The organism is Glycomyces harbinensis, from assembly GCF_900101745.1.
GTDB lineage: Bacteria > Actinomycetota > Actinomycetes > Mycobacteriales > Micromonosporaceae > Glycomyces > Glycomyces harbinensis.
The window spans coordinates 44,328-63,792 of the sequence record NZ_FNAD01000001.1; the positions used below are offsets into that span (position 1 = coordinate 44,328).

Below are 19,465 nucleotides of genomic sequence, written 5' to 3' on the forward strand. Positions count from 1 at the left end.
CAGTGCGGGCGCCGCCTACACGGTCTGGCGGCGCCGCACGATCTCGGTGATCCAGGCGGGCGCGTAAGGGGACGTGCAGTTCGGCGGCGTCGGGTAGTCCTTGAGGACTTCCAGGCGCTCGCCGATGTCCATGGCGCGGGCGCGGTACTCGGGGTGGTCGATCCCGATCTGGGCCAGGCAGTGGTTCATCGCCCACTGCAGGCGGTCGGGCGCGTCCCGCATCTGCGCCTCGATGACGTCGAGGATCGCGGCGAGGTCGAGCCCCTCGGGCCGCTTCGCCACGCGCTCGGTCGTCAGCGCCCATCCGGCGCTGGCGACCACCGGGTCAGGGTCGGCCGTCCACGACAGGCGCAGCGCCTCGGCGCCGGGGTGCTTCTTCACCACGTAGTTCACGAGCCAGTCGTGGACCTTCGGAGTGCGGGCCTCGCGGAGCATGACGTCGAGCTCGTCGCGCTCGAACGCCTTGGGGCGGCAGATCAGGAGCGCGAGCAGCCTCGCGGCGCCGTCGCCGGTCTCCCACAGCTCCCGTGCGAGGTCCTGCTGGGTCTTGAGCCGCTTCGCGATGGCCCGCAGCTTGGTGAGGTTCACGCCGTGGTCGTCGCCGTGCCGCTCGTTGACCTCGCGGATCTTGGGGTCCTCGAGCGCGGCCAGTTCGGCCAAGACCTCGTCCTTCTGTGTCGTCACCTCGGTCTCCGTCCCTCTCGTGTGAGGGGCAGTCTACGACTCGGGGCCGACATCCGCATCGGATGCGGGGTCAGGTCGCCAGGCCGTGCCGGTAGGCGTAGACGACCGCCTGGACGCGGTCGCGGAGGCCGAGCTTGGCCAGGATGCGCGACACGAAGGTCTTCACGGTCTCGGGGCTGATGACCAGGACCGCGGCGATCTCGCCGTTGGAGCGGCCGTCGGCGATGAGGCGCAGGACCTCCAGTTCGCGCGGGGTCAGGGGCAGGTGCGCGGGGTCCTCGCCGGTGGGGCGGATGCGGGCGGCGTACCTGCCCACGAGCGCGCGCGTCACGTCAGGGTCGAGCAGCGCCGCACCCGTCGCGACGGTTCGGATTCCTTGCAGCAGTTGGGAAGGCGGCGCGTCCTTGAGCAGGAATCCGCTCGCCCCGGCGCGCAGCGCCTCGTAGACGTACTCGTCGAGGTTGAACGTGGTCACCACCAGGACCTTCACCGGATCGGCGACCGCGGTGCCGGCGAGCAGTCGGGTGGCCTCGATGCCGTCGAGCACCGGCATGCGCACGTCCATGAGCACCACGTCGGGCCGCAGGCGCCGGGCCAGGTCGACCGCGGTCCGCCCGTCGCCGCACTCGCCCGCGACCTCCAGGTCCGGCTGCGCGTCGATGATCGTCACCAGCCCGGTGCGGATGAGCATCTGGTCGTCGCAGACCAGGACCCTGATCGGCGCGGTCACGACGGGCTTCCCGCGGGGATGCGCGCCCGCACGACGAATCCGCCGCCGGTCAGGTCGCCCGCGCTGAATTCGCCGCCGAGGACGTCGACGCGTTCGCGCAGGCCCTCCAGTCCCCGCCCGCCGCCGCGGACCTCGGACCGGCGGCCGGAGCCGTCCGTGCTCACCTCCACGGTGATCTCCCTTCCCCGGTGGCTCACCTGCACCGAGGTGCGGCTGCCGTGGGCGTACTTGAGGGCGTTGGTCAAGGACTCCTGCACGATGCGGTACGCGACGAGGTCGGCGCTGCCGGTCGACTCCGCGGGCGTGCCCTCCTCGGTGAACTCGACCGGCTGCCCGGCCCGGCGCGTCTGCTCCACGAGCGTGAGCAGTCGGCCGACCGGCGGTGTCCTGGGTTCGCCGTGGTCGGGGTTGAGCAGGTCGAGCAGGTGCCGCAGGTCGGTGGTGGCCTGCCGTCCGGTGTCGCCGACGGCCTTCAGGGTCTGGTCGAGGCGGTCGGGCGTGCCGGTGAGGTACCGGGCCGCCTCGGCCTGCACGATCATCGCCGTCACATGGTGGGTCACGACGTCGTGGAGTTCGCGGGCGATGCGGGTGCGCTCGGCGGTGCGCGTGGCCTCGGCGATGTGCCGGCGGCGTTCGACCTCGGCCGCCCGAGTGGCGCGCAGCCAGGCCCCGACGCCCCACCCGGCGGCCGCCAGGAGGTAGAACATGACGAAGTCCTCGAGGCCCTCGGTGGAGCCGAGTTCGACGAGCGCGAACGCGAGGGCGATGTAGGCCGCCGTGAGGACCGCCCCGGCCGTCCGGCGGTACCGCTCCAGGTGGGCGCCCGAGCTGACGAGGGCGATCGGGAGGGCGGTGCCGGCGACGATGTGGTAGCTGCCGAGCATGGAGACGATGAAGCCGAGCGCCACCAGGGCCAGGCTGGCCGCCGGCCACCGCCGCCGGCCGGCCAGCGGGAGGCACAGGAGGACGAGCACCACGACCGTCATGGGGCCGAACGGTTTCGAAGGCAGATCGCCGACCTGTGTCGCCTGGTCCTGGAAGGTGGGCACGAGCGAGAATCCGGCGAGCAGCAGACCGAGCGGGAGGTCCCGGACCGTGACGTCGAGTCGACGCCACAGTTCCGGGAGGCGCCGAAGCTGGTTCACCGGGGCAGTCTAGCGACGGCTTCGGCGCGGGCGGCGCGTCGGAGGGGCACGAGGTAACCGCGACGCTTTGCCAGCCAGAGGAACACGATGGTCGCCAGGACGCCGAACACGACCGCGTAGAGGCTGCCTTCGGGGCCGAAGTCGCCGCCGGTGATCAGCGTCGGGCCGGAGGTGGCGGCGTCGAGGAGGCCCTGCGGGGTGCCGTTGCCGGAGACCTCGGTGCTGAAGATCGCGGAGGCGGCGAAGTTCCAGCCGAAGTGGATGCCGATGGGCACCCACAGGCTCCGGGTGGCGATGTATGCGGAGCCGAGCATCAGGCCGGCCTCGATCGCGATGGCGACGGCGCCCCACAGGGTCGCGTTGGGGTTGGCGAGGTGGACCATGCCGAACACGAAGCCGGTGAAGGCCAACGTGATCACGGTCCCCCACCACTGCTCGAGGACGCGGTACAGCACGCCGCGGAACAGGAGCTCCTCGGTCACGGAGGCCGCCGCCATGAATCCGAACAGGCCGATCATGGCCTCGGGCTCGCCGATGCCGTCCACTTCGTAGTGTCCGAGGAAGGCGATGTTCACGATGACGAGGCCGAACAGCCCGATGCCGAGCAGCGTCCCCCAGCCGGTGCCGGTGACCGCGCCCTTCCGGCCGAGCTCGACGGCCGCGCGGCGCTCCGTCAGGCGGACGATCCACCGGTAGACGACCACCGAGAGCACGGCCGTGGCGAGTCCGATCACCAGGGCCGGCCACTGGTTCTCCTCGAACGCCACCATGGCCATGTTGCCGCCGAAGGCGACCACCGCGATCGCCAGGAGTTGCCACACCAGTCTCATGAATATTCCCTCCACAGTTCCGCGGCAGGGGTGCCGCGCCTGCACTGAACGCTACGGATCGGCCGGCCCCGCGTCGTCCCTGCGAAGTTGACACCTGCGCGTAGCTCCCATGGGGGACAGGTGATCGCGACGGGACCGACCGTGTCGGACCCGATAGGCAGTCACTGCCCTCTGGCAGTGACTGCCTATACTGAAATCATGGATTCCGATGCCGCCGAACCGCCGGGCCTGCAGGCGCGCAAGAAGCTCGCCGCCATGCACCGCATCCAGGACGCCGCCCTCGACCTGTTCGAGGAGCGCGGCTTCGACGACGTCGCCATCGAGACGGTCGCCGCCGCGGCCGAGGTCTCGCCGCGGACCGTCTACCGCTACTTCGGCTCCAAGGAGATGCTCGTCATCTGGGACGAGGAGGACGAGTTCACCCTCAGCCCCCTGACCGACCAGTTCGCCGGCGCCGACCCGATCGGCGCGCTGCGCGAGGCCCTGCGCGCCGGCTTCGCGGCCATGAGCGACGCCGACCTGCGGCTGATCCGGCGGCGCGTCGCACTCATCTACCGCCACCCTGCGATCGAGGCCGCGCTCATCCTCCACGCCTACGAGAAGTCCCGGGCGATCGTGGCCGCCGTGCCGGAGCGCGGCGACCGGCTCGAGACCCAGGTCTTCGTGCACGCCTTCATAGGCGGCGCTCTCGGAGCGATCCGGCACTGGTGCCTCAACGGGTTCGCCGAGCACCCGTACGAGTGCATCGACCGGGCCCTCACCCTCCTCGAACACGGCTTCACCGACCCCCGAAAGCGAGCGACCCCGCCATGACCGCCGTACGCAACGTCCTCATCTCCGGAGCGAGCATCGCGGGACCCGCGCTCGCCCACTGGCTGCACCGCCGCGGCATCCGCAGCACCGTCGTCGAGAAGGCGCCCGAGCGCCGGACCGGCGGCTACGCCGTCGATGTGCGGGGCGCGGCCGTCGACGTGGCCGAGCGGACCGGCGTCCTCGACGACATCCGCGCGGCCACGACCGGCATCGCGCACGTCTCGGTCGTCGACGCGGAAGGCAAGGCCCGCACCGGCTTCGGCACCGGACTGGTCGCGCCCGGCGAGCGGTCCGCGGAGATCCTCCGCGGCGACCTCGTGCACCTGCTGTGCGACGCCGCCTCCGACGCCGAGTTCCGCTACGGCGACTCCATCACGGCCCTGGACCAGGGCGGCGACCACGTGACCGCCTCCTTCGAAGGCGCCCCGGCAGAGCCCTTCGACCTCGTCGTGGGCGCCGACGGACTCCACTCGAACGTCCGGTCCCTCGCGTTCGGCCCCGAACGGCCGTACCGGCGCTTCCTCGGCAGCTACGTCAGCATCGCCACGATCCCGAACCGGCTCGACCTCAGCGGCGAGGCGCGGCTGTTCAACACCCCCGGCCGCGTCGCCGGCCTGTACCAGACCCACCGGTCCGAGGGCGCGAAGGCACTGCTGCTGCACCGCACCGAAGCAGAGACCGACATCGACCGCCGCACCCCCGAGGAGCAGCGCGCGCACCTGCGCGCGGTGTTCGCCGGGGCGGGCTGGGAGACCGACCAGATCCTGTCCGACATGGACGACGCGGCGGACTTCTACTTCGACTCGGTCACCCAGATCCACATGGGCGGCTGGTCGAAGGGCCGCGTCGCCCTCCTCGGCGACGCCGGCCACTGCCCCTCGCCGATGTCCGGGCAGGGCACGAGCCTCGCCCTGGTCGGCGCGTACGTGCTCGCCGAAGAACTCGCGCGGCAGGCGACGCCCGAGGCCGCGCTCACCGCCTACGAACGGCGCATGCGCCCGTACGTGAGCGCCAACCAGGCGATCGCCGACCCCGGACTCGCGTTCATCGCCCCGCGCACGCGCTTGGGCATCGCGGCCCGCGACGCCCTGCTCAAATCCGGGCCGCTCCTGTCGTTCCTCAGCCGGTTCGACACCAAGCTCTCCAAGGCGTCCGAGGCCATCGCCCTCGACGAGCGGTGACGCGCCCGCAGCGACGACGGGCCCGTCCCGTGAATCCACGGAACGGGCCCGAATCGCTACGACAAGACCTCGCGGCCACTACGCCGAGAGGACCTCGCGCAGGGCCGCGGCGAACTCGTCCGGCTTCCCGGTCTGGCCGTACTCGCCGCCGAGGTACGCGGCGTGGTCGCCCGGGAGCACGGTCGGCTCGATGCCGAGGCGCTCGGCCAGGGCGCGCGGGGCGCGGGCGGCCAGGGTCTCGCCCGAATCGGCGCCGACCCCGAGCACGATGCGCGTCGAGGCCGCACGCAGCGCGTCCACGTCGTACTCGTAGGCGTTGCACGTGACGATGTTCTGACCCACGAGCGGGTCGTCGCGGCTGCCGTCGTCCTCGGTCGGGAGGCCGAACGCCGCCGGGTCGGGCGCGGGCTGCGCCAGGTACTCGGCGGTGATCGGCCCGTCGTACGAGACCAGCGCGATGAACTTCGCCATGGCCGGACCGAAACCGGAGGCCAGGTACGTGTCCTGGATGTCCTTGCAGGCGGCCATGGCCTCCTTGCGGTCGGGCAGTTCGCTCGGCGAGGGCGGCTCGTGCGCCACGACCGTGCGCACCAGCTCCGGATGCGCGGTCACGAGCGCGAGCGCGTTCACCGCGCCGCCGCTGGTCGCGAACAGGTCCACCGGACCGCCGCCGACCGCGTCGATGAGCCGGCGGAGGTCGTCCGCGTGCTCCTCGGGCGTGGACTCGGCGGCGCCGTCGGTGCGGGCGCTCCGCTCGGCCCCGCGCGGGTCGTAGGTGACCACGCGGCGGTCGGCGAAGTGCGAGGCGAGCGTCGCGAAGCCGGCCGCGGCCATCGGCGAGCCGACCGCCAGCAGCGTCGGCGAGCCGTCGCCGGCGCCTTCGCGGACGTCGTAGTGCAGCACGGCTCCGGGCGCTTCCAGGGTGTGCGATCGGGGCTCGGTCATGGTGACTCCTCACTCGAAACGGGTTCCTCGGGTAAGACGAGCCTGGACCAACGGATTCATCGCCGCACGGATTTCCCGAACCGCGGTTACGGTGAGGCCATGACCGATTTCGACGAACTGCTCGCGCTCGAACGCTCCGGCTGGGACGCGCTGTGCGAGGGCACCGGAGCGGCGTTCTACGGCTCCCGCATGACCGAGGACGGCCGCATGGTCCTGGCCCACGGCGTCGCGATGGACCGGGCGCAGGCGGCCGCATCCCTCCGGGACGCCCCGCCCTGGGCGGGCTACGAACTCACCGACGCGACCCTCGTCCCGCTCGGCGAGGGGGCCGCCGCCCTCGTCTACACCGGCCGGGCCTGGCGCGAAGGCTCCGAGACGCGGTTCGAGGCCCTGATGTCCTCGGCGTACGTGCGCACCGCCGACGGGTGGCGGCTGGCCCTGTACCAGCAGACGCCGATCCCCGACTGAGCCGACCACTGCGAAACGACCCGAGGCCCTTGCCGCAGTAGGCGACCGGCCTACTGGGTCACGATGGAGACCACGGTCCCGGTGGTCACCGCGACGATCGCGGCGTTCGTCGCCACGATCGCGTCCTTGACCGCCTCGGCCGCCCAGTTCCCCTCGATGATGGCGTCGGCCCGCTTCCCCAGCGCCGTCCATGAGAGCTCGGGGTACTCGAGGACCTGCTGCATCTGCCCGCTCGCGGCCAGCAGCGCGATGACCGCCCCGGTCCGCGGATCGGGGTCCCGGCCCTCCACGAGCACCGCCTCGATCTGCTCGCGCAGCTCCGCCTCGTGGCGCACGTCGGCCGCGGGCCAGGAGGTGGAACGGAAGAGCCCCAGCACCTTCTTCGTGTTCCGCCGCACCAGGCCGCGCTCGACCAGCCGGTCCGCGACGGGCACGCGCAGCTTCGTGCCGATCAGGATCAGCAGCTCCTGGGCCGTACGCGGCTTCTTCGCGACGACCTCATACGCCTCGGCGAGCATCGGATCGGACGGCGGCCGCCCTTCCACGGCATGGACCTTCGCCGCGGCGAACTTGCGCTGCGCCGGCTCGAACCGCACGTGCCCGTCGAGCGCGAGCTCGATCAGGACCGCGCCGCCCAGCGGGTAGTACAGCGTCCCCTCCCCGGCGATGTACCCCTTCTCGTCGTCGAGGAGGAGCAGGAGCAGGTCTTCGACGATGAGCGTCGACGTTCCGTCGGTCGGCGATTCCATGCCAGGAGTCTGCCTCAAGTCCGCGAACCTGTCGAGGGCATGCGGGAAACCCGGCCCATGGCCGTGCCCGGTCCACCCGGGTACATTTCGCTGGCACTGGAAGCACGAACGGCGAAGGAGTCGGCGGGTATGGAGCGAATCGGGATCATCGGCGTGGGCGAGATCGGCAAGGCGCTGGTCACCGGGATGTGCGAAGGCGTCGCGGATCCCCCGCAGGTGCTCCTGTCCCCCCGAGGCGCACGGACCTCCGCCGAACTGGCCGAACGGTACGCGGGCGCGACCGTGTGCGCGGACAACCAGGACGTGATCGAGCGGTCCGACCTCGTGGTCATCGCGGTCCGGCCGCAGGACTTGACCGCGCTCGAAGGACTGCGAGTCGGACCGGAGAAGCTGGTGCTCAACGTGATGGGCGGGATCTCCAACGACGACCTGCGGCGGACGCTCGGCACCGACGCCGAGATCGTGAAGGCGATACCGCTTCCCGCCGTGAGCGAACGGCGCTCGATCACCGTCACCTACCCGTCCCACCCGGTGGTGAACCGGCTCTTCGACGCCCTCGGCGGCGCGCAGCCCCTGCGGGACGAGTCGGAGCTCGACATCCTCCAGGCGCTCACCGCGACGCTCTCCACCCACTACCACTACCTGACCGCGCTCTCCTCCTGGGCGGTCAAGCAGGGCATCGCGCCGGAGGACGCGGACCGCTTCCTGCGCGGCCTCTTCCAGAACCTCGGCCGCAGCCTCGGCGACCACGACCGCTCGCTGCAGGAGCTCGCGACCAACCACGAGACGCCCGGCGGCTTGAACGAGCGGATCCGCACCGCCTGGTTCGACCCCAACGCCGACGCGCTGGCCGAGTCCCTCGACGACCTCCTGGCCTCCTTCGACCGCGACTGAACCTGCGACGAACGCGTGGAGGCGGGCCCGAACGGGCCCGCCTCCACGCGTTCCTGCCGGTCAGGCCCGGCGCGCCTCCGCGACGAGCGCGTTCACCCGCTCGCGTTCGGCGCGACCCCAGGTCTCCTTGGTGACGAGGATGCCGACGAGGCCGACGAGCGCGGCGCCCAGGTACAGCAGCGACGCACCCGGCCAGCCGAACGCGCCGACGAGCGCGGCCGCCAGGAGCGGCGCGAAACCGCCGATCGCGGCGGCGATCTGGTATCCGAGCGAGGCGCCCGAAGTCCTCGTCGCCGTGCGGAACTGCTCGGTGAGCAGCGCGCCCTGCGTGCCCGTGAGGGCGGCGTGGATGAGGCCGATGCCGATGATGAACACCGTCACGACCAGCACCGGTTCACCCTGGTTCGTCAAGAGGTACATGGGGAAGGCGAACAGCGCCGCCGCGATGCAGCCGGCGATGTAGATGGGCCGCCTGCCAATGCGGTCGGTGAGGCTGCCCGCCAGGAACGTCACGGCGATCGCCGTGATGCTCGCGGCCGTGATGGCGCCCAGGGCCACCGAGCGCAGTTCGGGTTCGCGCTCGGTGATGTAGTTGAGCAGGTAGGTCGCCGTCGAGTAGTACGCGAAGGACTCCACGACGCGCAGGGCGATCACGCGGAGGATGCCCCGCCAGTCGTTGCGCAGGGTCGCGAGGAACGGGTTCTTCTCGGTCTTCCCGGCCGCCTGCGCCTCCTGGAACTCCGGCGATTCGGACAGGCGCGAGCGCACGAACAGCGCGACGATGACGAGCACGGCGCTGAACAGGAACGGCGTGCGCCACTGCCAGTCGCCTTCGAAGGTCGAGCTCCAGGCGAACATGCCGCTGGCGAGGGCGATGCCCAGCGGGTTGCCCGACTGGGGGATGGCGGCGAACATGCCGCGCCGGTGCCACGGCGCGTGCTCGTAGGCCATCGTGATCGCCCCGCCCCACTCGGCGCCGAACGCGAGGCCCTGGACCATGCGGATCGCCGTGAGGATGATCGGCGCGGCCACGCCGATCTGCGCGTAGGTCGGCATCAGGCCGATGGCGAAGGTCGCGGCGCCCATGACGATCATGGCGCCGACGAGCACCGGCTTGCGGCCGAACCGGTCGCCGAGGTAGCCGCCGACCGCGCCGCCGAGCGGGCGCATCACGAAGCCGACCGCCAGCGTGGCGAAGGCGAGCAGGGTGCTCACCAGCGGGTCCTCGGAGGGGAAGAACACGGGGCCGAAGTAGAGCGCGGCCGCCGTGCCGTAGGCGATGAAGTCGTAGTTCTCGACGCTGGTGCCGAGGGCGGCGGCGAAGGCGGTCTTGACGCGGTCCTTCGAGCCGAGCGGGCTGCTCTTGGTCGCGGTTCCTGCCTGCGACATGGGGATCTCCTTTGATCGGGGTGGACGGGTGGACGGCCGGCCGGAGCCGGCTAATCGAGGGCGTTGAGCTTGGCGACGCGGCGGCGGGTGTCCTCGTCGTCGTCGAAGACGGCGTCGAGGAACTCGCGCACGATGTCGGGGATCAGCGCGTGGGGGACGAGCCAGGCGCCCATGGCGATGGCGTTGGCGTCGTCGTGCTCGACGGCCTGGTGCGCCGAGTACGGCTCGTGGGCGAGCCCGCACCGGATGCCCGGGAGCTTGTTGGCGGCCATGACGGCCCCCTGCCCGGTGCCGCAGACGAGGACGGCGCGGTCGGCCCGCCCTTCGATCACCGGTCGGCAGGTGGCCTCCGTGATGTCCGGGAAGTCCACCGGGTCGGTGCTGTCGGTGCCGCAGTCGACGACCTCGTGGCCGAGGCCTTCGATGAGGGCCCTGACGGTGTCCTTCATGGGGAAGCCTGCGTGGTCGGCGCCGAGCGCGATCTTCATCGGGTGGTCCTTTCGACGGTGTTCTCTTCGGGCGCTTCGGATCCGGCCTCTGCAGAGATCTGCTCCGGAGGTCCGGGGTACCGGTCGAGCGCCTCGACGTCGGCCCTCATGGGAATCGACGTGGAGGCTCCCGGCCTGGTGACCGCGAGGGACGCGGCGTCGAGGGCGCGTCGGAGCCGCTGGGGGAGCGGCAGGTCGGCGAGCGCCGCGAAGTAGCCGGCGAACGTGTCGCCGGCGGCGGTGGTGTCGACGGCCGCGACCTGCCGCGCCGCCGCGCGGCCCGTCTCGCCGCCGACGCGGTAGACCGCGCCCTCGTCGCCGAGAGTGCAGATGACGTCGGCGCCGATCGCCGCGGCGACCTTGCCGAGCAGCGGTTCGAGTGAAGTGTCGGTGACCCCGAGTAGGGTTGCGATCCGGCCGAGCTCATGTTCGTTCACCAGGAGGAGGTCATGCCGATCAACCAGTTCCTCTGAGGACTCCGGTGCGGGGGCCGCGTTCCAGACGACCGAAGCGCCGCCTTCGCGGGCGAGACCGGCGGCGAGGCGCGAAGTCTCGGCCGGGACCTCGTTCTGGAGCAGCAGCACGTCGCCCGGTCGCAGCGCGGTACACGCTTCCCGCACGGCCGCTTCGGGAATCGCGTGATTGGCGCCGGCGACGACGACGATCGAGTTCTCGGCGGCGTCGTCGATGAACACGAAGGCGCGGCCTGACGGGACGCCGTCGAGGCGGGTGACGCCTTCGACGTCGACACCGTCGGCTTCGAGTGCGGCGAGCACCGCGGTGCCGTCCTGAGCGCCGACCGCGCCGACCATCCGCACGTCGGCCCCCGCCCGGGCGGCGGCCACGGCCTGGTTGGCGCCCTTGCCGCCGAGCGCGGTGTCGGCGGACCGCGCACTGAGCGTTTCGCCGGGTGCAGGGAAGCGCGGCACGCGCACGGCGTCATCGATATTGATACTGCCGACCACCAGCACGCGGTTACGAGCGAGCGGGCGGCCCGCGGAGTCCACTTCGGCCGATGGTGCGGGTACCGGAGTGGCGTTGACCAGCGGGCGGCCCGCGGGGTTCGCTTCAGCCGAGGGCGCGGGTACCGTAGCGGCGCTGACCGACGGGTGGCCCGCGGAGCCCGCCTCGGCCGACAGCGCGGGTTTGGTCGAAGCGCCCCATCGCAGTCGCCCGGCGCTGCCGATCGCCGGTGCGGGATCCGTTGGCGCGCTGGGGAGTCCACGGAGCACCGCTCCGGCCTCGGGTGTCGGCCCGCTTGCGGATGCTCGCTCCGGTTCGCCGAGCCGTGCGAATTCGGTCGGAGCGTTCGTGTTCGCTCGTCGGAGGGCATCCGGGGCGCTCATGCGCGGTCTCCTTCCGAGCGGTCGATGAACGAGGTCGCGATGCGCTGCGAGGTTGCGGTGCCGCCGCCGATGAGGTCGAGCAGGCCCCGCACGCCGGCGCGGCCGATCTCGGGGGCGTCGTTGCAGACGGCGCTGACGGGCGGCGAGGTGAACGCGAACCACTCGACGTCGTCGAAGGAGACGATCTCGATGCGCGAGGCCGCTTCGGCCCCGAGCCGTTCGCGCAGGGCGCGCATGGCGCCGAGCGTGGTCTGCCCGTTGGCGCCGAACACGGCGGTGGGCCGGGTGCCGCGGTCGAGGATGCGCAGCATGGCCTCGGCGGCGCCGTCCGCGAGGAAGTCCCCGGCGTCGATGAGCGCGTCGTCGGTGCTGATGCCGTGGGCTTCGCGCCCGGCCAGGTAGGCGTCGTGCCGCTCGGCACCGGTCGAGAAGCTCTCGGGGCCGCCGACGAAGGCGACGTCGCGGTGCCCGCGGCGCTGGAGCCAGGCGAGCGCCTGGGCGACGCCCCCGGCGTTGTCGGTGCCGTACAGCGGGAGGTCGACGCCGTCGATCGACCGGTTGAGCAGCACGACCGGGAGCTTCGAGGCGATCAGGGCCTCCAGGCGGGGGTTCTTCGGGCCCTGCGGCGACAGCAGCAGGCCGTCGATGCGCTGGGACGCGAAGGCGTCGATCACGGCGTCCGCCTGTTCGGCGTCCTCGTTGGCGTTGGCGAGCAGCAGGGTGTACCCGTGGGCGCGCGCCTCCTGCTCGGCCGCGTGGGCGAGTTCGGAGAAGAACGTGTTGCGGATGTCCGAGACGAGCAGCCCGAGCACGTCGGTGCGGGCGCGGCGCAGCGAGCGGGCCGGGCCGTTCGCGATGTAGCCGAGTTCGCGGGCGGCGGCGAGGACGCGGCTGCGGGAGTCGGGGGACGTCTGCGGACTGCCGCTGAGGACGCGGGACGCCGTGCCGACGGCTACGCCGGCGCGCGCCGCGACGTCTTTGATCGTGGCCAAGATGCCTCACCTCGTCGTGGAAACGATTCCATGGCGGAAACGTTTCCATCGTAACGCCGACCACTGCCGACCGCAACCCGGGTCCGGCGCGGCCCGCCGACGAGGGCGTTCACCGTTCGCGGAGTTCGCACTTGACGCGGGGCCGCGCACCTGTTGGAATATCCGCATCGTTCGAAACTTCCATGGAAAGTGTTGAAAACATGACCGGAATTTCCGACAATCGCGAGATCCGCCGCCACCGAGTCGCCGACGCCGAGGTCACGCTGGTGCGCGACGGGGAGCCGCTGGCCGGGCACGAGGTCGAACTGCGCCAGGTCCGGCACCGGTTCCTGTTCGGCTGCACCGGCTTCGAATTCCTCGACTACGCGAGCGGGACCTCCGAGGACCCGGAGCGCGACGAACGCCTGCTCGAGCAGTGGGAAGGCCTGTTCAACTTCGCGACCCTGCCGTTCTACTGGGGCCGCTTCGAACCCGAGCGCGGCAAGCCGGACACGGATCGCCTCGTGAAGGGCGCCGAGTGGCTGGCCGGGCGCGGGCACACCGTCAAGGGCCACCCGCTCGCCTGGCACACGGTCACCGCGGATTGGCTCCTCGACCTCGACAACGCCGCCATCGCGGCGGCCCAGACCGACCGCATCCGCCGCGAGACGACCCGCTTCGCCGGGGTGATCGACACCTGGGACGTCATCAACGAGGTCGTCATCATGCCGATCTTCGACAAGTACGACAACGGCATCACCAGGCTGTGCCGCGACATCGGACGCATTCCCATGGTGCGCATGGTCTTCGACGCCGCCCGAGAGTCCAACCCGGACGCGGTCCTGCTCCTGAACGACTTCGACATGTCCGCGGCCTTCGAATGCCTCATCGAGGGCGTGCTCGAAGCCGGGATCAAGATCGACGCCCTCGGCCTCCAGAGCCATATGCACCAGGGCTACTGGGGCGAGGAGAAGACCCTGTCGATCCTCGACCGGTTCTCCCGGTACGGGCTCCCGATCCACTTCACCGAGACCACCCTGCTCTCCGGGCACGTCATGCCGCCCGAGATCGAGGACCTCAACGACTACCAGATCGACTCGTGGCCGAGCACCCCCGAAGGCGAAGCGCGGCAGGCCGACGAGATCGAGCGCCACTACCGGACCCTGGTCTCCCACCCCGCGGTCGAGGCGATCACCTACTGGGGGATGAGCGACGGCGGCTGGCTCGGCGCACCGGGCGGCTTCGTGCGGGCCGACGGCACCGCCAAGCCCTCCTACGACCGCCTCCACCACCTCGTCAACGACGAGTGGGGACAGCGCCCGACCACGGTCGCCACCGACGCCGAAGGGCGCCTGCGCGTCAGCGGCTTCCTGGGCGACTACCGCATCACCTGGCGGGGCGAGGAGATCGACTTCGCACTGGACGAGGTGGGGGAGCAGCGGCTCACGCTGGAGATCTGACCGGGGCGGGCGTCCGGTCGGCGGAACGCCTGCGGCTCAGGCGGACTCGCGGACGACCAGGACCGGGTCGAAGATGACCGAGGTCGGGTCCGGCGACGGGTGCTCGATGCGTCCGAGCAGGAGCCGCACCATCTCGGCGGCCATCTCCTCCAGCGGCTGGCGGATCGTGGTGATGCCGGGCCGGCTGAGGCGGGCCGGGGCGCTGTCGTCGAAGCCGACGACGGCCACGTCCTCGGGGACCCGCCGCCCCCGGTCGTGCAGGACATGGATGGCGCCCTGGGCCATCAGGTCGCTCGCGGCGAACACCGCGTCGAGTTCGGGGACCCGGTCGAGCAGCTCCTTCATGGCGAGTTCGCCGCTGTCGTAGGTGAAGCCGCCCTCCGAGGACGGCACGAAGGCGCACCCGTGACGGGCCCAGCCCTCCTCGTACCCGGCCTGGCGCTCCTGCGCGGCCGGGATGCGCAGGGGGCCGGTGATCGCGACCGGCCGCCGGCATCCGCGCGAGGCCAGGTGGTCGGCGGCCATCCGGCCGCCCTCCCGGTGCGCGAGGTCCACATAGCTCACCGGCCCGGTCCGCGCTGGCCGCGCGAACCGCACCACGGGCCGGCCCACGGCGTCGAGCATCTCGGGCAGCCGCTCGTCGGGGAAGGTCGAGACCAGCAGCGCGCCGTCGGCGTTGCCCTGCTTGAAGTACGCGGTGATCGCGGCGTCGTCGGCCTCGTCCTCGGCGAGCATGAGCGCCGGGAAGATCCCGCGCGGCTTCAGCGCGCCGATGATGCCCGTCAGGAGCCGCCCGAAGAACGGGTCGGTGAGGAACTGGCCCGCGTTGAGGCTGTCGCTCAGGTCCGTGCCGGCGACGACCACGCCGACCGCCTCGCTGCGGCGGGTGACCAGCGACCGCGCGGCCCGGTTCGGCACGTAGCCGGTCTCCGCGACGGCGCGGCGCACGACCTCCTGGATGTCGGGGGCGACGTTGCGCGTCTCGTTGATGACCCGCGAGACCGTCGCACGGGAGACGCCGGCGACGCGCGCCACGTCCTCAAGGGTCGGTGAGGGATCAGCGCTCATCGCCCAGTTATAGCACACTCTTGGAAATCGCTCTCCCGTCAAGAAGACCGCAGTCGGTCTTATACCAGCCGAAAACGACGACGATTCCGGCCGATTCCAAGATATCGAAGAACTTGACAATCTCGAAATGCCGGGTTTAGCATGAGCATCATGGGAGAGCGCTCTCCCATTTTCCGCCCGTTCCTCTCCTCATCCAACCTCCCTGGAGGCCCATATGCAGGAACAACTCCCGACCACCGGCCGCCGTCTGCGGCGCCGCTCGGCCATCGGCGGCGCCGCCGCGGTGGCCGTCGCCGCGGGCATCGGCGCCGGCAGTTCGCTGGCCCGAGCGCAGGCCCAACCCCCGTCGGAATGCGGTGAGGCCACCGACCTCCTCCCTCCCACCGACGCCTACGACCCCGACCTCGGCCCCAACACCCGCGTCTTCGACGAATCGACCCCGGCCGCGGAGATCCAGAGCGCGGTCGACGCCATCACCGACCAGATGCGCACCAACCAGTTCGGCCGCGAGCGCCACGCGGTCCTGTTCCGCCCCGGCACCTACGCCGCCGACATCGACCTGCGGTTCTACACGCAGGTCGCCGGTCTCGGGCTGCTCCCCGGGGACGTGGTCATCAACGGCCACATCAGGGTCGAGGCCGACTGGCTCGGCCAGGGCGACGACCCGAACTACAAAGGCAATGCGACGCAGAACTTCTGGCGCTCGGCGGAGAACCTCACCGTCCGCAGCCCCGAGGGCCAGATCGCGCGCTGGGCCGTCTCGCAGGCCGCCCCGTTCCGCCGCATCGACCTCCAGACCGTGGAGATGCAGCTGTGGGACGGCTACATCGGCTGGTCCTCCGGCGGGTACTTCGCCGACTCCCGCTTCTCCGGCGCGGTCGTCTCCGGCTCGCAGCAGCAGTTCTTCACCCGCAACTCGAACCTCCAGGGCGGCTGGAACGGATCGAACTGGAACATGGTGTTCGTCGGCGTCGAAGGCGCTCCCGCGCACCACTTCCCCGACCCCGCGCACACCGTCGTCGCCCAGACGCCGGTGATCCGCGAGAAGCCGTTCCTCTACACCGCCTCCGACGGCGAGTTCCGGGTGTTCAAGCCCGCGATCCGGCGCAACGTCTCGGGCACCACCTGGGAGGGCGGTTCCCCTGAGGGCACGTCGATCTCGCTCGCCGAGTTCTACGTGGTGAACCCCGGCGAGGAGGTCGCCGTCGTGAACCAGGCGCTGTCGGAGGGCCGCCACCTGCTCTTCACCCCAGGCGTGCACGAGTTCGACCAGACCCTCCAGGTGTCGGCGCCCGGCACCGTGGTCCTCGGGCTCGGACTCGCCACCATCATCCCGACCGCGGGCCAGACCGCCATCGCCGTGGCCGATGTGGACGGCGTCGTCCTCGCCGGGCTCCTCATCGACGCCGGCGACACGGAATCGGACGTGCTGGTGCAGGTCGGGACCCCCGGCTCCTCGGCCGACCACAGCGCCGACCCGACCTCGCTGCACGACCTGTTCGCGCGCATCGGCGGTGCCCACCCCGGCGCCGCGAAGGTGAGCCTGGAGATCAACAGCCGCCACGTGATCGCCGACCACCTGTGGCTGTGGCGCGGCGACCACGGCGAGGGCATCGGCTGGGACGTCAACCCCGCCGCCACCGGCATGACCGTGCACGGCGACGACGTCACCGCCTACGGCCTCTTCGCCGAGCACTACCAGGAGTACCAGGTGGTCTGGGCCGGCGAGCGCGGCCGCACCTACTTCTTCCAGAACGAGATGCCCTACGACCCGCCGGACCAGGCGGCCTGGCGCGACGGCGGCCTCGGCTGGGCCTCCTACAAGGTCGACGACGCCGTGGCCGAGCACGCCCTGTGGGGCGGCGGAGGCTACTGCTTCTTCAACGTCAACCCCGATGTCGTGTGCGACAGGGTCTTCGAAGTGCCCGAGCACAACGGCATCCGGCTCACCAGCCTGGTCAGCGTGTCCCTCGGCGGCGTCGGCACGATCCGCCGCGTCGTCAACGAGACCGGCGCGCAGGTAGACGAGTCCACATTCACCAGTTACGTGGTGTCCCACCCGTGATCCCATTCCTTTCCCCTGAAGGAGCGACGATGCGACGAGCACCGACACGAAGAGCAGTGACGCGGCGGTCCCGGCGGACCATCGCGATGCTGACCGCCCTGTTCTGCGCGGCGGCCGCCTGGGCGGTGGCCCTGAGCCCCGCGCAGGCCCAGGACGACGAGGCCCTCCTGTCCCAGCAGCGGCCCGCCTCGGCCTCGTCCGAGGAGAGCGCCGACTACACGCCCGCGTCGGCCGCGTTCGACGGCGACCCGGGCACCCGCTGGTCCTCGCAGTTCAACGACGACGAGTGGATCCAGGTCGACCTCGGCGACGTGTTCGACCTGACCCGCGTCGAACTGGTCTGGGAGGCCGCCTACGCGACCGCCTACGAGATCCAGGTGTCGGCCGACGGCTCCTCGTGGACCACCGCGCACACCGAGGACGCCGGCCGGGGCGGCAGTGAGACGATCAGCCTCGACGCCACCGGCCGCTACGTGCGGATGCAGGGCCTCGAGCGCGCGGGCGGCTACGGCTATTCACTGTGGACCTTCGAGGTCCACGGCTGCGCCGCGGGCGGGGACAACGAGGTCCCCGACGGCCCCGCCGCCGTCGAAGTCGTAGGCGGCCAAGGGAACTGGCAGCTCACCGTGGACGGCGAGCCGTTCACCGTCAAGGGCCTCACGTGGGGGCCCTCGACCGCCGAGGCCGCGACCCACATGCCCGAGCTCGCCTCGATGGGCGTGAACACGCTGCGCACGTGGGGGACCGACGGCTCCTCGCTGCCGCTGCTCGACGCCGCCGCGGCCCACGACGTCAAGGTCATGCTCGGGTTCTGGCTCCTGCCCGGCGGCGGACCGGGCTCGGGCGGCTGCATCGACTACACCACCGACACCGCCTACAAGTCCCAGGCGCTCGGCGACATCACCGGCTGGGTCGAGACCTACCGCGACCACCCGGCGGTCCTGATGTGGAACGTCGGCAACGAGTCCGTGCTCGGCCTCCAGAACTGCTACAGCGGCGACGTGCTCGAAGCCCAGCGCAACGCCTACACCGCCTTCGTCAACGAGGTCGCCGTGGCGATCCACGGCATCGACGCCGACCACCCGGTGACCTCCACCGACGCCTGGACCGGCGCCTGGCCGTACTACGAGGCGAACTCGCCGGACCTCGATCTGCTCGCCGTCAACTCCTACGGCGACGTCTGCGGCGTCCAGGAGGCCTGGGAGGCGGGCGGCTACGACCGGCCGTACGTCATCACCGAGGCCGGCCCGGCCGGCGAATGGGAGGTCCCCGACGACGCCAACGGGGTGCCTGCAGAGCCGAGCGACGTCGACAAGGCCGCCGCCTACGGCCAGGCCTGGGACTGCGTCACCGGCCACGAGGGCGTGGCCCTGGGCGCGACGATGTTCCACTTCGGCACCGAAGGCGACTTCGGCGGCGTCTGGTTCAACCTCATCCCCGGCGGCAACCGCCGCCTGTCCTACTACGCGGTCGCCGAGGCCTACGGCGGCACCCCGCAGGCGAACACGCCGCCGGTCATCACCGGCATGGACCTCGGGCTCGACGGCCCGGTCGTCGGCGGTGAGGCGTTCACCGTGGACCTCGACGTCGCCGACCCCGACGGCGACGCCCTCGAGTACATCCCGATGGTCAACAGCGCCTACATCAACGGCTCCTGGGACATGCTGCTCGCCGACTACACGGTGAACGGCGACGGGACCGTCACGATCCGGGCGCCCGAGATCCTCGGCGTGTGGAAGCTCTACGTCTGGGTCGAGGACGGCCACGGCAACGTCGGCGTCGAGAGCCGCTCCTTCGCGGTCACGCTCCCCGACGTCGAGGGCGAGAACCTCGCCCTCGGCAAGCCCGCCGAGGCGTCCACCTTCCAGGAGTGGGGCGGCCACACGCCGGCCGCGGCGGTCGACGGCGACCTCGCCACCCGCTGGGCCAGCGAATGGGCCGACGGCCAGTGGCTCCGCGTCGACCTCGGCGCGCGCCGCGACTTCGACGCGGTGCAGCTGGTCTGGGAGACCGCCTTCGCCACCGGCTACCGGATCCAGGTCTCCGACAACGGATCCGACTGGACCACCGTCCACACCGCGACCGGCGCCAACGGCGGCGCCGACACCATACAGCTCACCGCCTCGGGCCGCTACGTGCGCGTCCTGTGCGACGAGCGCGCCACCGAGTGGGGCGTCTCGCTCTACGAATTCGGCGTCTACACCTGACGAACCCACCCCGGGCGGGCCGTGAAAGCGGC

Annotated in this window: 18 protein-coding genes; 7 read left to right on the plus strand and 11 right to left on the minus strand. The window is 71.4% G+C overall.

The window, feature by feature from the left end:
• Nucleotides 1-15: 15 nt before the first annotated feature.
• The 4 genes from BLQ63_RS00200 to BLQ63_RS00215 all read right to left on the minus strand — a co-directional run bounded on the left by BLQ63_RS00200 (nucleotide 16) and on the right by BLQ63_RS00215 (nucleotide 3,389).
• The gene (locus tag BLQ63_RS00200) at nucleotides 16-684 is read right to left on the minus strand and encodes a DNA alkylation repair protein (RefSeq protein WP_091027150.1); all 669 of its coding nucleotides are present in this window, start codon (nucleotides 682-684) and stop codon (nucleotides 16-18) included.
• Nucleotides 685-754: 70 nt separating this feature from the next.
• Nucleotides 755-1,414: a response regulator gene (locus BLQ63_RS00205; RefSeq protein ID WP_091027151.1), complete on the minus strand. Its 660-nt coding sequence runs from the start codon at nucleotides 1,412-1,414 to the stop codon at nucleotides 755-757.
• The gene (locus BLQ63_RS00210; RefSeq protein ID WP_091027152.1) at nucleotides 1,411-2,559 is read right to left on the minus strand and encodes a sensor histidine kinase; all 1,149 of its coding nucleotides are present in this window, start codon (nucleotides 2,557-2,559) and stop codon (nucleotides 1,411-1,413) included. The genes BLQ63_RS00205 and BLQ63_RS00210 overlap by 4 nt, the downstream gene beginning before the upstream one ends.
• On the minus strand, nucleotides 2,556-3,389 hold the full coding sequence (locus BLQ63_RS00215) for a CPBP family glutamic-type intramembrane protease (protein ID WP_091027153.1): 834 nt from the start codon (nucleotides 3,387-3,389) through the stop codon (nucleotides 2,556-2,558). Before BLQ63_RS00215 ends, BLQ63_RS00210 begins: the two co-directional genes overlap by 4 nt.
• 198 nt (nucleotides 3,390-3,587) lie before the next feature.
• Between BLQ63_RS00215 and BLQ63_RS00220 the strand changes: the two genes are divergently transcribed.
• Nucleotides 3,588-4,202 (plus strand): acyl-CoA-like ligand-binding transcription factor, encoded by a 615-nt coding sequence (locus BLQ63_RS00220; RefSeq protein ID WP_091027154.1) that lies wholly within the window; start codon nucleotides 3,588-3,590, stop codon nucleotides 4,200-4,202.
• A complete protein-coding gene (locus tag BLQ63_RS00225; protein ID WP_091027155.1) occupies nucleotides 4,199-5,383 on the plus strand; it encodes an FAD-dependent monooxygenase in 1,185 nt (394 codons plus the stop codon). The genes BLQ63_RS00220 and BLQ63_RS00225 overlap by 4 nt, the downstream gene beginning before the upstream one ends.
• Nucleotides 5,384-5,461: 78 nt before the next feature.
• On the opposite strand, the gene BLQ63_RS00230 is transcribed toward BLQ63_RS00225, so the two are convergent.
• Nucleotides 5,462-6,328: an alpha/beta fold hydrolase gene (locus BLQ63_RS00230; protein WP_091027156.1), complete on the minus strand. Its 867-nt coding sequence runs from the start codon at nucleotides 6,326-6,328 to the stop codon at nucleotides 5,462-5,464.
• Between the two features lie 99 nt (nucleotides 6,329-6,427).
• On the opposite strand from BLQ63_RS00230, the gene BLQ63_RS00235 reads away from it, so the two are divergent.
• Complete coding sequence (locus tag BLQ63_RS00235) at nucleotides 6,428-6,796, plus strand: nuclear transport factor 2 family protein (protein ID WP_091027157.1); 369 nt, start codon at nucleotides 6,428-6,430, stop codon at nucleotides 6,794-6,796.
• Nucleotides 6,797-6,846: 50 nt separating this feature from the next.
• Here the strand turns inward: BLQ63_RS00235 and BLQ63_RS00240 are convergent, their stop codons facing one another.
• Complete coding sequence (locus tag BLQ63_RS00240) at nucleotides 6,847-7,545, minus strand: GOLPH3/VPS74 family protein (RefSeq protein ID WP_091027158.1); 699 nt, start codon at nucleotides 7,543-7,545, stop codon at nucleotides 6,847-6,849.
• 129 nt (nucleotides 7,546-7,674) lie between these two features.
• Between BLQ63_RS00240 and BLQ63_RS00245 the strand changes: the two genes are divergently transcribed.
• Nucleotides 7,675-8,439 (plus strand): NAD(P)-binding domain-containing protein, encoded by a 765-nt coding sequence (locus BLQ63_RS00245; protein ID WP_091027159.1) that lies wholly within the window; start codon nucleotides 7,675-7,677, stop codon nucleotides 8,437-8,439.
• A gap of 60 nt (nucleotides 8,440-8,499) precedes the next feature.
• Here the strand turns inward: BLQ63_RS00245 and BLQ63_RS00250 are convergent, their stop codons facing one another.
• Genes BLQ63_RS00250 through BLQ63_RS00265 form a run of 4 tightly spaced genes read right to left on the minus strand, consistent with a single transcriptional unit; the run spans nucleotide 8,500 to nucleotide 12,654 of the window.
• Nucleotides 8,500-9,828 (minus strand): MFS transporter, encoded by a 1,329-nt coding sequence (locus BLQ63_RS00250; RefSeq protein ID WP_091027160.1) that lies wholly within the window; start codon nucleotides 9,826-9,828, stop codon nucleotides 8,500-8,502.
• 50 nt (nucleotides 9,829-9,878) lie between these two features.
• Entirely contained in the window at nucleotides 9,879-10,316 is a 438-nt protein-coding gene (locus BLQ63_RS00255) for an RpiB/LacA/LacB family sugar-phosphate isomerase (protein ID WP_091027161.1), read from the minus strand.
• Nucleotides 10,313-11,662, minus strand: a complete 1,350-nt coding sequence (locus BLQ63_RS00260) for a ribokinase (protein WP_091027162.1) — start codon at nucleotides 11,660-11,662, stop codon at nucleotides 10,313-10,315. Before BLQ63_RS00260 ends, BLQ63_RS00255 begins: the two co-directional genes overlap by 4 nt.
• Nucleotides 11,659-12,654 carry a LacI family DNA-binding transcriptional regulator gene (locus tag BLQ63_RS00265; RefSeq protein ID WP_091027163.1) on the minus strand — a complete coding sequence of 332 codons (996 nt, stop codon included), beginning with the start codon at nucleotides 12,652-12,654 and terminating at the stop codon, nucleotides 11,659-11,661. Before BLQ63_RS00265 ends, BLQ63_RS00260 begins: the two co-directional genes overlap by 4 nt.
• A 200-nt stretch (nucleotides 12,655-12,854) precedes the next feature.
• Between BLQ63_RS00265 and BLQ63_RS00270 the strand changes: the two genes are divergently transcribed.
• Nucleotides 12,855-14,093 (plus strand): endo-1,4-beta-xylanase, encoded by a 1,239-nt coding sequence (locus BLQ63_RS00270; RefSeq protein WP_091027164.1) that lies wholly within the window; start codon nucleotides 12,855-12,857, stop codon nucleotides 14,091-14,093.
• Nucleotides 14,094-14,129: 36 nt separating this feature from the next.
• On the opposite strand, the gene BLQ63_RS00275 is transcribed toward BLQ63_RS00270, so the two are convergent.
• Nucleotides 14,130-15,161, minus strand: a complete 1,032-nt coding sequence (locus BLQ63_RS00275; RefSeq protein WP_091027165.1) for a LacI family DNA-binding transcriptional regulator — start codon at nucleotides 15,159-15,161, stop codon at nucleotides 14,130-14,132.
• Nucleotides 15,162-15,375: 214 nt separating this feature from the next.
• On the opposite strand from BLQ63_RS00275, the gene BLQ63_RS00280 reads away from it, so the two are divergent.
• Both BLQ63_RS00280 and BLQ63_RS00285 read left to right on the plus strand, forming a co-directional pair.
• Entirely contained in the window at nucleotides 15,376-17,226 is a 1,851-nt protein-coding gene (locus BLQ63_RS00280; RefSeq protein WP_091027166.1) for a coagulation factor 5/8 type domain-containing protein, read from the plus strand.
• 29 nt (nucleotides 17,227-17,255) lie between these two features.
• Nucleotides 17,256-19,433 carry a discoidin domain-containing protein gene (locus BLQ63_RS00285; RefSeq protein ID WP_091027167.1) on the plus strand — a complete coding sequence of 726 codons (2,178 nt, stop codon included), beginning with the start codon at nucleotides 17,256-17,258 and terminating at the stop codon, nucleotides 19,431-19,433.
• The last annotated feature ends 32 nt before the right edge of the window (nucleotides 19,434-19,465 follow it).

Bases quoted from the DNA above. Each gene is read 5' to 3' on its own strand.
- BLQ63_RS00215 (WP_091027153.1), bottom strand. From the start codon at position 3,389: ATGAGACTGGTGTGGCAACTCCTGGCGATCGCGGTGGTCGCCTTCGGC.
- BLQ63_RS00220 (WP_091027154.1), top strand. From the start codon at position 3,588: ATGGATTCCGATGCCGCCGAACCGCCGGGCCTGCAGGCGCGCAAGAAG.
- BLQ63_RS00225 (WP_091027155.1), top strand. From the start codon at position 4,199: ATGACCGCCGTACGCAACGTCCTCATCTCCGGAGCGAGCATCGCGGGA.
- BLQ63_RS00230 (WP_091027156.1), bottom strand. From the start codon at position 6,328: ATGACCGAGCCCCGATCGCACACCCTGGAAGCGCCCGGAGCCGTGCTG.
- BLQ63_RS00235 (WP_091027157.1), top strand. From the start codon at position 6,428: ATGACCGATTTCGACGAACTGCTCGCGCTCGAACGCTCCGGCTGGGAC.
- BLQ63_RS00240 (WP_091027158.1), bottom strand. From the start codon at position 7,545: ATGGAATCGCCGACCGACGGAACGTCGACGCTCATCGTCGAAGACCTG.
- BLQ63_RS00245 (WP_091027159.1), top strand. From the start codon at position 7,675: ATGGAGCGAATCGGGATCATCGGCGTGGGCGAGATCGGCAAGGCGCTG.
- BLQ63_RS00250 (WP_091027160.1), bottom strand. From the start codon at position 9,828: ATGTCGCAGGCAGGAACCGCGACCAAGAGCAGCCCGCTCGGCTCGAAG.
- BLQ63_RS00255 (WP_091027161.1), bottom strand. From the start codon at position 10,316: ATGAAGATCGCGCTCGGCGCCGACCACGCAGGCTTCCCCATGAAGGAC.
- BLQ63_RS00260 (WP_091027162.1), bottom strand. From the start codon at position 11,662: ATGAGCGCCCCGGATGCCCTCCGACGAGCGAACACGAACGCTCCGACC.
- BLQ63_RS00270 (WP_091027164.1), top strand. From the start codon at position 12,855: ATGACCGGAATTTCCGACAATCGCGAGATCCGCCGCCACCGAGTCGCC.
- BLQ63_RS00275 (WP_091027165.1), bottom strand. From the start codon at position 15,161: ATGAGCGCTGATCCCTCACCGACCCTTGAGGACGTGGCGCGCGTCGCC.
- BLQ63_RS00280 (WP_091027166.1), top strand. From the start codon at position 15,376: ATGCAGGAACAACTCCCGACCACCGGCCGCCGTCTGCGGCGCCGCTCG.
- BLQ63_RS00285 (WP_091027167.1), top strand. From the start codon at position 17,256: ATGCGACGAGCACCGACACGAAGAGCAGTGACGCGGCGGTCCCGGCGG.